Origin of the sequence: Echinicola soli, assembly GCF_006575665.1 — a bacterium.
Classification (GTDB): Bacteria; Bacteroidota; Bacteroidia; order Cytophagales; family Cyclobacteriaceae; genus Echinicola; species Echinicola soli.
Genome location: NZ_CP041253.1, coordinates 4,024,635 through 4,039,480, shown reverse-complemented (window position 1 = coordinate 4,039,480; position 14,846 = coordinate 4,024,635). Strand labels below are relative to the sequence as shown.

Annotated in this window: 17 protein-coding genes and 1 pseudogene; 13 read left to right on the top strand and 5 right to left on the bottom strand. The window is 42.1% G+C overall.

Annotated features, from left to right (window positions below):
• Nucleotides 1-138: 138 nt before the first annotated feature.
• Nucleotides 139-858, bottom strand: a complete 720-nt coding sequence (locus FKX85_RS15875; protein ID WP_141615672.1) for a hypothetical protein — start codon at nt 856-858, stop codon at nt 139-141.
• A gap of 104 nt (nt 859-962) precedes the next feature.
• On the bottom strand, nt 963-1,388 hold the full coding sequence (locus tag FKX85_RS15870; RefSeq protein ID WP_141615671.1) for a hypothetical protein: 426 nt from the start codon (nt 1,386-1,388) through the stop codon (nt 963-965).
• 263 nt (nt 1,389-1,651) lie between these two features.
• Here FKX85_RS15870 and FKX85_RS15865 point away from each other — a divergent pair, with 263 nt between their 5' ends.
• From FKX85_RS15865 to mobC, 5 genes are all read left to right on the top strand, one after another.
• Entirely contained in the window at nt 1,652-1,888 is a 237-nt protein-coding gene (locus tag FKX85_RS15865; protein WP_141615670.1) for a hypothetical protein, read from the top strand.
• Between the two features lie 490 nt (nt 1,889-2,378).
• Nucleotides 2,379-2,594: a hypothetical protein gene (locus tag FKX85_RS15860; protein ID WP_141615669.1), complete on the top strand. Its 216-nt coding sequence runs from the start codon at nt 2,379-2,381 to the stop codon at nt 2,592-2,594.
• Between the two features lie 5 nt (nt 2,595-2,599).
• A complete protein-coding gene (locus FKX85_RS15855) occupies nt 2,600-2,989 on the top strand; it encodes a plasmid mobilization protein (protein ID WP_168196279.1) in 390 nt (129 codons plus the stop codon).
• Nucleotides 2,983-4,269 carry a relaxase/mobilization nuclease domain-containing protein gene (locus tag FKX85_RS15850; protein ID WP_141615667.1) on the top strand — a complete coding sequence of 429 codons (1,287 nt, stop codon included), beginning with the start codon at nt 2,983-2,985 and terminating at the stop codon, nt 4,267-4,269. Before FKX85_RS15855 ends, FKX85_RS15850 begins: the two co-directional genes overlap by 7 nt.
• A gap of 2 nt (nt 4,270-4,271) precedes the next feature.
• Nucleotides 4,272-6,245, top strand: a complete 1,974-nt coding sequence (gene mobC, locus FKX85_RS15845; protein WP_141615666.1) for a conjugal transfer protein MobC — start codon at nt 4,272-4,274, stop codon at nt 6,243-6,245.
• A gap of 9 nt (nt 6,246-6,254) precedes the next feature.
• Here mobC and FKX85_RS21490 read toward each other — a convergent pair whose 3' ends face one another.
• From FKX85_RS21490 to FKX85_RS21675, 3 genes are read right to left on the bottom strand one after another with little or no spacing between them, the layout of a single operon-like run.
• Nucleotides 6,255-6,428, bottom strand: coding sequence for a hypothetical protein (locus FKX85_RS21490; protein WP_168196278.1), 174 nt, complete (start codon nt 6,426-6,428; stop codon nt 6,255-6,257).
• Between the two features lies 1 nt (nt 6,429).
• The gene (locus FKX85_RS15840; RefSeq protein WP_229239650.1) at nt 6,430-6,897 is read right to left on the bottom strand and encodes a zeta toxin family protein; all 468 of its coding nucleotides are present in this window, start codon (nt 6,895-6,897) and stop codon (nt 6,430-6,432) included.
• Nucleotides 6,860-7,003, bottom strand: a complete 144-nt coding sequence (locus FKX85_RS21675; RefSeq protein ID WP_229239649.1) for a hypothetical protein — start codon at nt 7,001-7,003, stop codon at nt 6,860-6,862. The genes FKX85_RS15840 and FKX85_RS21675 overlap by 38 nt, the downstream gene beginning before the upstream one ends.
• A gap of 252 nt (nt 7,004-7,255) precedes the next feature.
• Here FKX85_RS21675 and FKX85_RS15835 point away from each other — a divergent pair.
• The 8 genes and pseudogenes from FKX85_RS15835 to FKX85_RS15800 all read left to right on the top strand — a co-directional run bounded on the left by FKX85_RS15835 (nt 7,256) and on the right by FKX85_RS15800 (nt 14,772).
• A pseudogene (locus FKX85_RS15835) lies at nt 7,256-7,868 on the top strand (hypothetical protein).
• A 22-nt stretch (nt 7,869-7,890) separates the two neighbouring features.
• Nucleotides 7,891-8,247: a hypothetical protein gene (locus FKX85_RS15830; protein ID WP_141615665.1), complete on the top strand. Its 357-nt coding sequence runs from the start codon at nt 7,891-7,893 to the stop codon at nt 8,245-8,247.
• 119 nt (nt 8,248-8,366) lie between these two features.
• Nucleotides 8,367-9,311: an RHS repeat domain-containing protein gene (locus tag FKX85_RS15825; protein WP_141615664.1), complete on the top strand. Its 945-nt coding sequence runs from the start codon at nt 8,367-8,369 to the stop codon at nt 9,309-9,311.
• A complete protein-coding gene (locus FKX85_RS15820; protein WP_141615663.1) occupies nt 9,304-9,678 on the top strand; it encodes a hypothetical protein in 375 nt (124 codons plus the stop codon). The genes FKX85_RS15825 and FKX85_RS15820 overlap by 8 nt, the downstream gene beginning before the upstream one ends.
• Before the next feature lie 335 nt (nt 9,679-10,013).
• The gene (locus FKX85_RS15815) at nt 10,014-10,505 is read left to right on the top strand and encodes a hypothetical protein (RefSeq protein ID WP_141615662.1); all 492 of its coding nucleotides are present in this window, start codon (nt 10,014-10,016) and stop codon (nt 10,503-10,505) included.
• Nucleotides 10,506-10,608: 103 nt separating this feature from the next.
• Nucleotides 10,609-11,232 (top strand): hypothetical protein, encoded by a 624-nt coding sequence (locus tag FKX85_RS15810; protein ID WP_141615661.1) that lies wholly within the window; start codon nt 10,609-10,611, stop codon nt 11,230-11,232.
• 235 nt (nt 11,233-11,467) lie between these two features.
• On the top strand, nt 11,468-13,132 hold the full coding sequence (locus FKX85_RS15805) for a DUF6909 family protein (RefSeq protein ID WP_141615660.1): 1,665 nt from the start codon (nt 11,468-11,470) through the stop codon (nt 13,130-13,132).
• A gap of 278 nt (nt 13,133-13,410) precedes the next feature.
• The gene (locus FKX85_RS15800) at nt 13,411-14,772 is read left to right on the top strand and encodes a DEAD/DEAH box helicase (protein ID WP_141615659.1); all 1,362 of its coding nucleotides are present in this window, start codon (nt 13,411-13,413) and stop codon (nt 14,770-14,772) included.
• Nucleotides 14,773-14,846: the final 74 nt, after the last annotated feature.

Genomic DNA, 14,846 nt, shown 5'->3' with positions numbered 1-14,846 from the left:
TTGGCGCTTGGAGAAGAAGCGGATTTCGAAGCACTAAACTGTCTGCCAGCATTGAACTTGATACGAAGCACAATGCTTCAATTAAGCACTGAACCCGCTTTTTTGCCAAACGCCTGTTATATGCCGCTTTTCCTTCTGTCATCGTACTTTTAGTATTTTGTCTGCAATGGTCAAACAGTTTTCAATTGTTCCGCTCATTCCCATATTTTCAGTTTCAAGTTTGTGCAGTCTGTTTGCAATTTCCTGTCTGTCAGATTTTGCTTTTACAAGTCCGAAGATTTCGGGAACATAACTTTGATATTCGTCTCTTGGTGTAATGTCGTTAATGCCAATTGGGTCCCAGTCAAACCAAAGTATGTCGTCAATTTTTTTGTAAAGCAAAAAGTCCTTAGCTGCTGTTAAATTGTCTTTGAACTTCTTGTTGCGACTAAACAACAGAATTGCAGATTTTACTTCTTCTTCAAGTCTATTGTCGTCAAAATATTCTGTTGCTTTGAGAGCCAAACTTGCAATGTAGTGTCCGCTGTCGCTGTCAAACGATGCAGATTGCCCCGAAGCATTGTAAGTAACTTTAGCAACAAGTTCTGCAAGTCTTATATAATTGTCAGGTTCGTAATTTTTGTTTTCAAGTCCGAACACTCTGATTTTGGTAAATTGTTCGTGTGCTTCTTTCCAACGGTCTTTGTCGTCTATGATTGGATAAAGTTCACTAATTGAAATCGGAATGTCTTTTATATAATAGTCAAAACGTGATAAAACAAGTCCTGCCCAATCTGGTCTAATGTCGTTAGGTAAGTTCTCAAAAATCTCCTGTCCGATTTTGATATTATTTTTTATGTCGTATTGTTTTGTCTTCATAAAGTGGCTTCAATAGCGTCCTAAATAAAAAATAGAGCCTCTCATTTTTTATTTAGGATGGTATTGATGATTTGACTATTAATATGAATAATGTAGGTTTGCTACTATCTAATAAAAAACGTAAGTGTCCCGTCAAAAGCGGGATTGTCAACAAGTACCAATTTGTTTGGGGCTAAATAAAATCCGTAAATTTCATCTTCAATTTTTACAGTGCCGTAATAAGTGTACTCATTCCATTTTTCGGGGCCTCCTTCCAGTACTTCATATTTATACTCCCCCCCTTCAAAGATACCGTTCATTGCCCCATTTCCATTTTGTACCGTTAATGTTCCATCCGGATCGAATTCATAAAAAATCCTGTTGGAAGAATAATCGGTTTCCATCATGCCTTTTGTCTCAATCAGGTTCCATATACCCTGGATACTTGTGCTGGGGAGCCCCTTTTCAGTACAGGCAGTGAATCCAAAAAGGATAATTATTAATGGGACTATATTTAGGTTTCTTACCATAATTATGAGAGATATCCTCATGTTTCGATATTGTTTTTTCTTGTATATCGATCATGTACTGTGGTGTTATATTCTTATACCTGGGTTTGTTTAGTGTAAAATACAGTTTTCTGATTGAAGGACAAAATATCGGTTTTTTCGTTGTAAAGGGGATAAACAAAGAGATTTTTTAAAATTATTGATGTGTGATCTTAACAGTCAACGGTTTTTGCAAATATTAGCCGTGTGTCCCCCTTCGGTATTCAGTGTGACCATTCCAACCTTTTGTGATCCACCTTTGGTCTTTGACCAAAACGAAGAATGATCATGAAAGACCAAAGAGAACATCCGAATTTTACCGACCGTATTCTTCCTACCATCGAAGAAGTGAAAACCTATTTCCGGTACATGAACATACGGATTCCGAGTCGGAAGTATTCTATTTTTACTATCAGGGGCTGGACTGGAAAAGCGAGTTGGGAAGCTCGCTACGGGACTGGGTGATGGCCGAGGATCAGTGGGTGTGGAACCTGGAAAATTAATCAAGGCCTTCCATAATAACCGAATCCAACCAAGTGAAACGTAGGACGGTTTGTGCCAAGACAGGGCCGCGATCCGGCGGCCAGCAAGATGTAGTTTTGTATACAAAACCCTCTTTTCAACCTCCAAAGTCGGGTGGAAAGGTGCTCGGGACTCGCAGCCTTTTGATGGGGATAAATGATATGCTGAATACCTTAAGAAAATCCTATTATGCGGGGCGTGAACAGTGGATAACTTCCCGGAAGTTACCCACAATTAACACCCTTAATAGCAGAACCTTGATTTAGTTTTTTAACCATGGAGACATTTTCAGCCCTACCTCAATTTGTTGAATACTTCACCAATGGCCATTCTAAAAAACCGGCCAAGAGTTGTGCCAGGCTTCCAAATACATAGGCCACTTCACATTAATTTTTACCCCACTACGGTACAACTGGTGAATTTTTGTTCATAGGGATTTTCAATTTGGTCACTCACCAAAATGAAACAGCCATGAATGATTTTCAACTGTCCTTCAGCTTTGGGCATATCATCCCGCCCACACTCGATGAAACCAAAACCTTCTTTACGGCAAAGGCAGTGCCCGTGGCAGAAGCAGAAGTATTCTACTACTACTACCAGTCCCTGAACTGGCATTCGGAAAACGGCATGCCCATCCATAACTGGAAAGAAGCAGCCAACGAATGGTTGTACAACCTGGAAAACTAAAGGCCATGACAAAACAATCCAAACGGAGAAATCTCACCAAACTGGTTGAGTCCAGAATTTCCGTGGAGCAGTACCAACAGTTAGTGGATACCCTTGCCAAATCCCAAAATCCGACCATGAGCTCGCTAATCCGGGACATTCTTTCGCGTAAGACCATTGTCTGTAAAACCCATGATGAAACGTATGACCTTTTGCTTGACCGCATGCAGGCCATCCAGATGGAAATCCATGCCATAGGCGTCAACATCAACCAGGTGACCCGCTACTTCAACAGCCTGAAAGATCCACTTCGCAAGAAGTCATTGGTCAAAAAGCTGGAAAAGCAGTTGGTACAGACCGGTAAAAAGGTGGACCATCTGGAAATGGAAATCAAGCGACATTTTCCAAAATGGTAGCCAGGATCAGCTTGGGCAGAAGAATCCTTGGCCTGCTGCATTATAACGAGGATAAGGTGAAAGCAGGTAAGGCAACCGTGCTCGCTGCCCATGGCTTTGGAACTGATGGCCACCGGGCATCCATCGGGGAGAAGCACCGCCGTTTCCTGTTTTTTACCGACCATAACAAGCGGTCAAAGCTCAATACCTTCCACGTATCCCTGAATTTCTCCCCAAAAGACCAATTGGACAGGGCACAGCTCCAATACATCGCCCAGCAATACATGGCACGTATCGGTTTTGGTAACCAACCTTACCTGGTCTACCAGCACTCCGATACCAAACACCCCCACCTGCATATTGTCAGTACCAATATCACAAGGGAAGGCAAACGTATAGAAACCCATAACCTGGGCAAGGAGCAATCAGAAAAAGCCAGGAAGGAACTGGAGCAGGAGCTGGGGCTGGTAAAAGCCGAAAAGCAAAAGGAGCGGCTGATCGGTCTTGAACCTTTGGAAAAGTTGGAATATGGAAAAAAGGAAAGTAAAGCAGCGATGGGCAATGTCCTTACCGAGGTGATGAGGGCCTATTCCTATACTTCCATAGGGGAGTTCAGTGCCATTTTACGGCAGTTTAATATTGGGCTGATCCAGGGAGAGGAGGGAAGCAGGATGAAAGCCAACAGGGGACTGGCCTATAGTATCTTGGATGATCATGGAAACCGAATTGGTGTACCCATTAAAGCCAGTGCATTCTATATCCGCCCTTCCATGGCAAGGTTGGAGAAAAGAATGGAACGCAATGGGGCCATAAAAAACAAATTGGTACACCGTACGCGGGAAACCGTAGACTCGGTCTTAAGGGAATCAATGGGCAAAGGCACCAAACACTTTCAGGAAAACCTGAAGAAACACGGACTGGTTGCCGATTTCCACTATGGAAAAACCGGAAAGGTCTATGGACTTACCCTGATCGACCATGTCAACCGAACAGCTTTCAAGGCTTCCGAGCTTTCCCGTGCTTTCAGTGGTCAACGTGTAATCCAGGCATTGGCCCCTGATCAACAGAAAGGATCGGCCATCATCCTGAAAAGAGAAGCCCATCAACTTTCCCAAGGCCCGGTAGAATGGAGAGGTTCCACACCAGCATTGGAACAGGAAAGGCCCATCTGGAAAATAGACATTAATCCTTCTATGCAGGTCTTCCTATCAGGCATCCACCAGTTACTTAGACCGGAAAGCCAGGAGCTGGCCGATCCATTTTATAAAAAGAAGAAGCGTAAGCGGCGCAAAAAACATTGACGATGGCAACCGGAGAAAACGTACAGGCATTACGCCAAATCCTTGATCTGACCACGAAGATCAGCATGGCAATTTTGCTCATCCATCTTTACCTGGAGCTACCTGACCTTTGGGACAGTTGGGGCCTGATACAGCCGCTCTGGGATACCTATTTAAAGAATTTGGACAAATTACCCTTTTTGGGAATCCCCCTTTATGCCAAATGTCTGGCACTGGGATTACTTTATATCAGCCTGATGGGGGCAAAAGGAAAAAAGGATATCAATACCAGGTGGTTACCGGCCTTGATGGGACTGGTCGGAGGAAGCTCCTTATTCATGCTGGCCCAGCTTTGGGCATGGATGATAGCGAAGCCTTTGGTGATGGACTATTTTTATGCCGGAACAATGATAACAGGCTACCTACTGGTATTGGGGAGCGGAGGAAGATTGTCGCGCTTCCTAAGAGACCAGGGAAGCAAAGAAGTGTTCAATACCGAAAACGAAACCTTTCCCCAGGAGGAAAGAAAATTGACCAATGAATATTCCATTAACCTTCCTGCACAATACCAGCTCAAACGGAAAATCCGGAAAAGCTGGATCAATATCATCAATCCCTTCCGTGCCCTCTTGGTACTGGGGACACCCGGCTCGGGGAAAAGCTACTTTGTTATCCGCCATGTGGTCACCCAACACATCGCCAAGGGCTTTTCCATGTTCGTCTATGACTTCAAGTACGATGACCTTTCCAGGATCGCCTACAATGCCCTTTTGAATAATAAAACAGCCTATACCGTTCCCCCTAAGTTTTATACCATCAACTTCGATGACCTGTCACGCAGCCACCGCTGCAATCCGCTGGAGCCGGCCACCATGCTGGACATTACCGATGCCAGCGAATCCTCCCGGACCATCATGATGGGGCTCAACCGGGAGTGGATCAAAAAACAGGGCGATTTTTTTGTGGAGTCGCCCATCAACTTTCTGACCGCGGTCATCTGGTTTTTGAAGCGCTACCAAAAGGGAAAATACTGTACCCTTCCCCATGTCATAGAAATGATGCAGACCGATTATGACAAGCTGTTTTCCGTGCTGCGCTGCGAACAGGAAATCGAGGTGCTCATCAACCCATTTGTATCGGCCTACCTGCAAGGGGCTACCGATCAGCTGGAAGGCCAGATCGCCAGCGCCAAGATCACCATGGCCCGTCTTTCCTCCCCGCAGCTTTACTATGTGCTTTCCGAAAGCGAGTTTACCCTGGATGTCAACAACCTCGAAAAGCCCAAGATCGTCTGCATGGGCAACAACCCGCAGAAACAGCAGGTATATGGGGCAGTGCTGTCACTCTACATTTCCAGGATCACCAAACTGGTCAACCAAAAGGGAAAACTCAAATCGAGCCTTATCTTTGATGAATTTCCAACCATCTATTTTAACGGCATCGACAACCTGATCGCCACGGCAAGGAGCAACAAGGTGGCTACCTGCCTGGGCGTACAGGATTACAGCCAGCTCAAAAAGGATTATGGAAAGGAACAGGCAGAAGTCATCATGAACACAGTGGGCAATATCATCTCCGGACAGGTAGTGGGAGATACGGCCAGACAGCTGTCCGACAGGTTTGGGAAGATCAGGCAGCAGCGGCAAAGCCGTTCTGTCAATTCCAACGATACTTCCATCAGCCATTCCATGCAACTGGACCTGGCAGTGCCCCAATCCACCATTGCTTCGCTGTCATCCGGGGAATTTGTGGGAATGGTGGCCGATACGCCGGACCAGCCCATGGAGCTGAAGGGCTTCCATGCCAGGATCATCAATGACCATGAAAGGATCAAAAGAGAGGAGGATGCATACAGGGAAATTCCTGCCTGTAGGAAGTTGGGGGAAAAGGAGGTGATGGACAACTACAAGCGGATAAAGGAGGAGATCAACGAACTTGTCGAGTCTGAACTGGAACGGATGATGGACAGTCCGGGACTGGCCAAGTATATCATCTAAAAAAGGTAGCTACTTTGTTTTATGCCCGTATTTAGTAGTGGGACTGGCCTCAAAAGGACTCAATTCCACTATTTTCCCGTCTTTGTACACCACAATCGGGCTGTTTTTCTGCTTTTTGAATTCGACCATTTTTTTATAGGTCTCTTCCAGTCCCTTGATGATTTTGTCTCTGGTATTGTCCATTTTACCTGATATATTTGTGTTTTAACATATCCCAATTTCTTTTGTCATTAACGTTGATTTCATTACCGGGGTTCTCCGCTATGATTTCATAAGGTTCCCCGGAATTGTCAATCAGGAACCATTGGTCAACTATAGGCAAATATAGATTGAAAAAATTCTTTAACCCATTTTCATACCTTCTGAGGATAACATTGTGTGGAATATTGTGTCCTCCCTCCAGTACCCTTATCCTCACCCGTTCAACAGCTAATTGGGAGGAATGTAACCAAAAGAAAAGCAGGTAAACCTCAAAACCTTTTTGCTTGGCCTCTTTGATCAGTTTGGTATAGCTTCTCGTGGCAAGGGTTGTTTCAAAAGCAAAGTTTTCACCATCATCGATCAATTTTTTGATCCGGGTAAGCATCAGTTTTCCCGCCTGTATGCTGGCCTTTTCAGGCCGGAACGGTGATAGGCCTTTGGGCGATTTCATCTGCATTGACATATTCCTTACAATCCAGTATTTCAGGAAGAATGGTATAAGAAGCAGTGGTTTTCCCCGCTCCATTACATCCCGCTATGACATATAACTTTTTCATGCAATGTAAATATAAGCGATGAAGGATTAAAGAAGCCTATTTTTTATTTCTTATTCAATTACCCCGCAAAGTTAGGCAGACAGGTCCCATACAGGACAAGGATTTCCGGCATAAAGCAATTGCTATTTCCCCGCTTGTTTATTCCGATCCTCTTTGCCTTTAATGTCCCCTGCAGCCTGGGGGAGCTTCATAATTAAAATAAATGAGGTCATCAGATAAATTCATATATTTATCCACTCAATGAGCATTAATATGGATATTTTTAAAGGACAGAACCTTCTGGAGTTTTCTAATCGGTTCAAAAGTAATCAAGATTACAAGAAATACCTGTCAGAACTCAAATGGGATTCGGGCTATACCTGTAGGAAATGTGGGCATTCCGGCAGCCAAGTGCGAAAGGATTATTCCCGTACGTGCAACAGGTGCAGTGACACGGAAACTGCCAGCGCAGACACGCTTTTCCACAAAGTGAAATTCGGCCTCCGAAAGGCGTTCTGTATCTGCTTTGAGATGTCGACAAAAACAAAGAACATGTCTGCCAGCTATATGGCTGTGAGTTATGGTGTGGCCGAGAATACCGCACGACTGTTCATGCACAAAGTCAGGGAACCAATGAAACCATATAGAACAGATCCCAAGCCTTCACGGACAGAACTTCAAGGCCCTACACACTATGATCCATCAGGTAAAATCCTGGATAAGAACAACCTACTTCTGGGTGAGCAGGAAACATATCGGAAGGTATTTCAGCGAATTCAGCTACAGGGCGAACAGGTCACAGTCCAAGCCAACAGTTTTCTATAACCTCATCAAGAGAATGGTCGAAAAGGGCAAGGTTTACCAAGTCCAAATCATATTTAGTTAAACGCTTACCTCTAAAAATCTATATGAAGCAAGTGTATTTTGTTGATAAAATGGAAATTAGAATGGGGTCACCATTTAATCATTGTAAGCTGAAATTCGAAGGGTTTACGCTACCTGAATTAAGCGAGGGAGGCTTTCAAGATATTTATAGTTGGGATCATAATCACAAATTTTTGGCTCTAATAAAATGGGATATTAAGGCGGATAATGAGCCAGGTTTTGACATAGTTGTATCGGATACCGAAAAAGAGGAAGTTATTTTTTCAAGTGACAGGATTGAAGGGATTTGTACATCATTAAGTCTCGATAATGATCGATTGGAATATAGTTCCATATCACAGGGAAGTGAAACCGTACGGTCGATTCAGATTAAGCAATAACTTACCCTTTCTTTTTCCAATTGAAAAGAGACTTCATCTGAAAGAATAGGCTATCTTTAGGGGAGTGGCCGAAAGGTAAAATGTTCTTTAAAATAGTGTGCCCGGAAGTTGTTTGACTGTTGAAAAAAGTTGTGCCGGGAAGCTGGAAACCAGTTGGAAAGGTTGTGCAGGTGTGTACCGTTATGGCTTTAACGGGAAGGAAAAAGATCCGGAGGGAATGGGGAAATCAGAACCATTATGATTATGGGTTTAGGATCTATAATCCGGGGATAGGGAAGTTCCTGAGTGTGGATCCCTTGGCAGCTGATTATCCTTGGTACACACCTTATCAGTTTGCGGGGAATAAGCCAATTAGATTCATTGATCTTGATGGTTTGGAGGAGTATGATCCAATGCAAGATCCGTTCTTTGTTGCCAAATTGGTCAAAACTACTTTTTATGATGTGAAGCATTCTATTTACAATGCCTCAGCAGCGATGAATGGAGGGAAATTCAGAGCGAGATATAAAGTTGATGGGAATGATAATCAGGTATTTGAAACCGAATATTATTCTAGAGAAGAAACTGGTTTAGGGGACTATTTTATAAATACTTTATTAGATGGACTAGACGTAGTCAATGTGCTTTTTTTCGGTAAATTGGATCCTACGGATTTTTTAGGTGCAAAGACTGGTGCTAAAAATCAAAGTATTACTGCCATTAAAAGTGGAATAGGTGAATATAAAGAGGTTGGCGGGCATCATGTCCATGCTAAAGCTGCTTTCCAAAATCATTTTACATATGATCCTAATAAAGGATTTTCGATTAGTCAAGCTTTCATGAAAGCTAATGGACTTGATCATATTGAAATGACTAGGACTCAAAGACGACTATTTGATGAGCTTTCAGAAAGTGGTAGACCTAATACACTGGAAGAACATAGTCGTATAGCAAGAGAAGCTTTAATAGCAGGTGGCGCAGGAGGAGAAATGGCTGATGGTTTAGTAAATCAGTCTATTTTAAACCTTAAGAATCAAAAAGTAGAACAACCTACAAAAATTCCTTGGAACAAAAATAATGAATAATATGCTAGAAAAATTTGGAGAAATATTAATTAGAGAAGTTCGAGATTCTGTGTCCGAAGATTATAATTTGATAAAAACAGGACAAATTAAGTCAAAGATCGGTCGCGAACTCTATGAATCTATGTCCTCATTTGATGAAAAAGATTTAGATACGCTAGACCGATTTTCTGAAGAAATTATTGATCGAGTAATACATAAATTTCTATTTCTTTTTGAAGAATCTGATGAGTTCACGATTGCGATGAAAAATGCGGTAACTCCTAGTGATGACCTTGTGGAAGAAAGTGATGGTTTATCAGGAGAATTATTTGGGAAAGCTGGTTGGATTACCAAATTCAGCGAGAACCTAATAAATAGCAAGAGATAATTGAGTTTAAATTCAGAAATTCTTGTATTTCTGAGGAAGAAAATATGGAGCTTGATATTGTAAGCTAGGATCTATTAACTGTCTAAAAAAGTGGATAAGGCCACTGCCTTTTTCGGCATTTTCGCACTCGATAGGCAAGAAATTTAGCTTTCAGTTACCATTTTCTGCCACCTAGGATTGTAAATTAAAACTTTAAACTTAGTTTAAATTAAAAATCTTTATTTTTGCCAGAGGAAATGCAACGGCATTTTGGAAGCGTTCTTTGATTGGAAAAACCGTGTAGGGACAAATTGGGGTATGCTCATTTGGAGAGTAGATTAATAAACATTAAAGACATGGGATTCAAGACAATTTTGGTTATTGCAAGTTTAATTTTCTGCTCTTGTACGAATACAAAATCAAGAAATTTAGAGAATTTGAGAAATGAACAATTAAAAGAATTAAGTGATACTCTTGTGGTTATTTGTAATGGGGAAGAATACAGGTTAGAAGTTGATTATGACCAAGAATCAAAATTCATTCGCGTTTTTAACGAAAACAAAATATATAAAAGAGTCAATCTACCTAGTCAGCTTGATTATAGTGGATTTTCATTGAATGGCTTTTTGAAAACTGAGAAAGGATTTATTGTTTCAGTCGAGTATGGCTCAATTAACTATTATCAAAAGGAGTTTTATTTTCAGTGCAAGCAAAATGGTTTCAATTTGCACCAAATCCGAACAAGTTCGTTTAACAAGAGAGATCCAAGTAAGGAATCTGTACAAGATTCAATATTAAGTTCCCAGATGTCTTTGAAGGATTTTATGTTTATCCCATTTTTGGAATAATATATCTTGATCCATTAAAGTGCAACGTCATGTTGAAGCGTTCTTTGACTGGATTATCGTGTAGGGAAAGGTGAGTCCGGGGTAAAAAACCGTACAGAGGTTTTTGAGCGTCGACCCGCTGACGAAGTCCTATCCGATGCTGACGCCTTATCAGTTTGCGAGCAACAGGCCGATTGATGGTGTTGATCTGGACGGACTGGAGTATTTAAGGGCAGATGAGGCCAGGATTAAAATGATGGGAGGAAAGGCCCATATTAACCTTGAGAATTTTAACCGCATTACTAGGGGTAAATGGTACTTAAGGAACCAGAAAGGGAACTGGCCACCCGGTTATGTTGGTTGGCCGACGGCAGTTGGAGAACTGACCCATCCCGATTTACCAAAATATCCAGGTGCACTCAATCTGGACAATACCTATGGGGCCAACGATCCCAATTATATCCTGGGGGAACATAGGGTTCAAAATCCAACAGCGAAGAGTACGGGGCAGACAGACAGGAGATATAAGGACAGGACAGTTTCCGGCACCCCTTCTTCAGCTCGTGGCGTGGCTGGTGCTACACTGGTGCTAAATGCTGTTACTTGGGGGTTGGAGCAGTACGGGATATTCCAGAGTAATGAGGATAGAAGGTTTCAGGTTTATGGAAAACTTGCACAATTCCGTATAATCACAATTTGGAATTATTCTGAAACAAAATATTCGGATAAATTACCATGTTTAATGTAATTTAGGATATTGATCCTAAAATATGCATGAGTCTATCTACGCCACAGCCTGTCCCTGACTATTTAGGGAGTGCACAAGTGTTGCGACCTGAGATTGCTTTAAAATCAGCCACTATGCTTTATTTTCGGCTCTACCTGGCGGGCAGCCTGAAGGATTTGGGAGGACTGGCTACTACGATTCCTATTACATATTCCGGGATAATTGACCTTTTTTTTAAGATTTCTAAATTACTGATATGAGAACAAGAGCCCAAGAATCAAGAGCTGCCATTGAACGGTTGTACATCACCATGCGCCATCTTTTTATGCGGGGAAACTATAAGCCATTGGGAGTTTCAGGAGAATCCTTGATCAGTGCTTTGTTGGTCCTGCGCCCAGAGATTTATGGCTTGATTACAGAAAATGAAAAAGTTGAACTGGACGGGCTGCTTTACGTAATGGAGCGATTGCCACGTGGAATTGAAGAATGCCGGTATATTCGGCTGATCAGCCGTGAAGGCTATGAACATGCCGATTTTGAAATATTGATTCCATCGAAGCGAAGAAGAAATTGCTATCGCGTGGATAAGGAACAAATGTTTGTGGAGATGACAAGGGGAAAAAGTGATGTTTATGACATTCTGACGCACCTGACCTTTTTATATATCGAGGCGGAAAAAATCCGCTTCAACAGCACAGACAGCAAAGGACGCATCCATCTCAATTGGAAAAGGCTGGAAAAAATCGTGGAAAAGGAGGAGCAGGGAGAGCCCTTTGACAAGGAAGCAGCTTGCTCGTACCTAAGTCACCTCACCGGAAGGACTTTTGATGAGGCACAGCGAGCCATCAGAAAATTTGAAGCCAGCAGTAATTCCAATAGCCTCTTTTCGATCGTCTATCATTTGGGGAAATTATCGATGGACGAATCCATGCATCATATTGATCGGGAAATAAGCTTTTCTGCAACACTACGGGAGAGAATTGGCCACCATGTCTATGGAGAGATGTGGGCGCATAATATCAAAGCAATTCTGGACGAAAACAATTTACTCCATCGCCCCATTCATATTATCAGTGCCAATTTGCACAGTGTTTTGAACACCATTTACGGGTATCAAATGCTGGGCTTAAAGGACTTTGATGCCCTTGAAAAGGTAGCCCAGGATATCAGTCTTGGAAAGAAGAATAATAAAGCTGAGCAAATCATAACGTATGCACATAAGCACGGCTATATCGAAGTGCCGGATTTGTCTGGTACCAATATTGGGGCACAGATATTCGATACAGCCAAAATGAATTCATCGACGTTAATTCCCGGGGTCTCCTTACCAAAAGAAGCTTCAAAGAAACCGGTTATTGTGGTAATGGATTATGCTTTTGGGGAACAGGCATATGAGTGTTTTGATGAGCTGTTAAAGCCCTTTGAAACAGGCAAACAATCTATTCCACTGGACGTAGTATCTGCTTCCATTATGGGAAAAGCAGGTATTCTCGAGGGAAACAAAGGAGATCTAATGATCCCCAATAGCCATGTCTTTGAAGGAACTGCCGATAATTATCCATTTATAAATCAGCTAAAACCATCCGATTTTGAAGGTTATGGATTAGGGGTATATGAAGGAGCCATGATCACGGTTTTGGGTACATCACTCCAAAATAAAGATGTACTGAATTATTTCTTGGAGTCTTCTTGGAAAGCAATTGGGCTGGAAATGGAAGGGGCACATTACCAAAAGGCCCTCCAAGCTGCAAGCAAAATCAGGAGAAGCATCCGGAAAAATGTAAAAGTACTCTATGCCTATTATGCTTCGGATAATCCACTCATGACGGGCAGTACCCTGGCTTCAGGCAGCTTGGGAATAGAAGGGGTTAAGCCCACTTACTTGATCACCTTTAAGATTCTTGAAAAGCTGTTTAAATAAATTCATGGGCACTTATCCAAACCTGTTCATGTCCAATTTAAGTAAGCGAGGAATTTGGGGAATTTTATTCTAAATCTTAAATGAATATTAATTGATAATCTAATTTATGGTTTACAAAATCAAAAAATAGATATATTTGCTAAGAATGTACAAAACAGTAGGACAGGCATATCGCCTAATACATAGTTTATAGGTCCAGTAATTCACCTAACGCCATACATTGAGCGTCTTACTTCAGTCAGAAGAAAGGATGGACCAATAAAAATCCAAGAATATTTATGACATCAGATAATTTTGAAACGTTTAATTTCAATGATTCCCTACAAGAGGGACTGGATGCAATGGGATTCAATAAACCCACACCCATCCAGAAAGAAGCTATTCCAGTAATACTTAATGGCAATGACTTGATTGCCTGTGCACAAACGGGAACTGGCAAGACAGCTGCCTTTATTTTGCCTATTCTGCACAAGATCGCAGAAAAGGGAGATAATCAGTTCAATACGCTAATAATAGCTCCTACGCGAGAACTGGCGATCCAAATTGACCAGCAAATCCAAGGGCTAGCCTATTTCGTAGGCGTTAGCTCTATAGCGATTTATGGTGGCGGTGATGGCCTAGCTTGGGAGCAGCAGAAGAAGGCACTGGAACATGGCACAGAGATCGTAGTGGCTACTCCTGGACGGCTAATTGCCCTGTTGGCAGGTGGAAAAATGAAGCTGGACACCCTAGAGCACCTGGTGCTGGATGAAGCGGATAGAATGTTGGACATGGGATTTTCGGATGATATTCTGAAAATTATCAATTACCTGCCCAAAAACCGGCAAACGGTATTGTTCTCAGCTACCATGCCGCCAAAAATCAGGCAATTCAGCAGAAAAATAGTCAATGATCCACAAGAAGTCAGTATAGCAATCAGTAAAACTGCCAAAGGGGTCAAACAGATGATCTATATGGTTCATGATAGCCAGAAGGAAAATCTCTTGGAGCATATCCTTACCCAGAAGAATTATGAGGCGGTCATTATCTTTGCGTCCACTAAGGACAAGGTGAAGAGTATTTTTAAGACCTTAAAGAAGAAGTTTAATGTAGAAGCTTTCCATTCTGATCTCAGCCAAGAAGAGCGGGAGAAAATCATGTCCAATTTCAAGAACAAAACCTTGAAAATCCTTATTGGTACAGATATTATCTCGAGGGGGATCGATGTAGAAGGAATCGAACTGGTCATCAATTATGATACGCCAAGTGATCCAGAAGATTATGTCCACCGTGTAGGAAGAACCGCAAGAGCAGATAAGAAAGGAGAGGCCATTACATTTGTGAACCAAAAAGATCTCCACAAGCTCCACAAAACCCAAAACCTGATCGGACTTGAAATCCCTCGGATGGATCTTCCGGAAAAGATGGAAAGGGGGCCGGAATATAGTGAGCCTAAGGCAAGAAAAAGCAAACAACCTTCCAAAGGAAATCTAAAGAAGGAGGGTAAGCATAAAAAACCACGAAACGCACGAAAGCACGTGCAAAGTAACTCCAACAATACAAGTAAGGATACCCCTAAAAATGAAAAGCCTTCCACACAGAACAAGGAAGAATCCCAAAATCCCGGGAAATTCAGAACCAGGCGCAACGTAACTGACTAACAGTTAGCATTCATATTGGACAATATAAACGATCCTACATTATAAATTAATGTAGGATTTTTATTTATAAACGG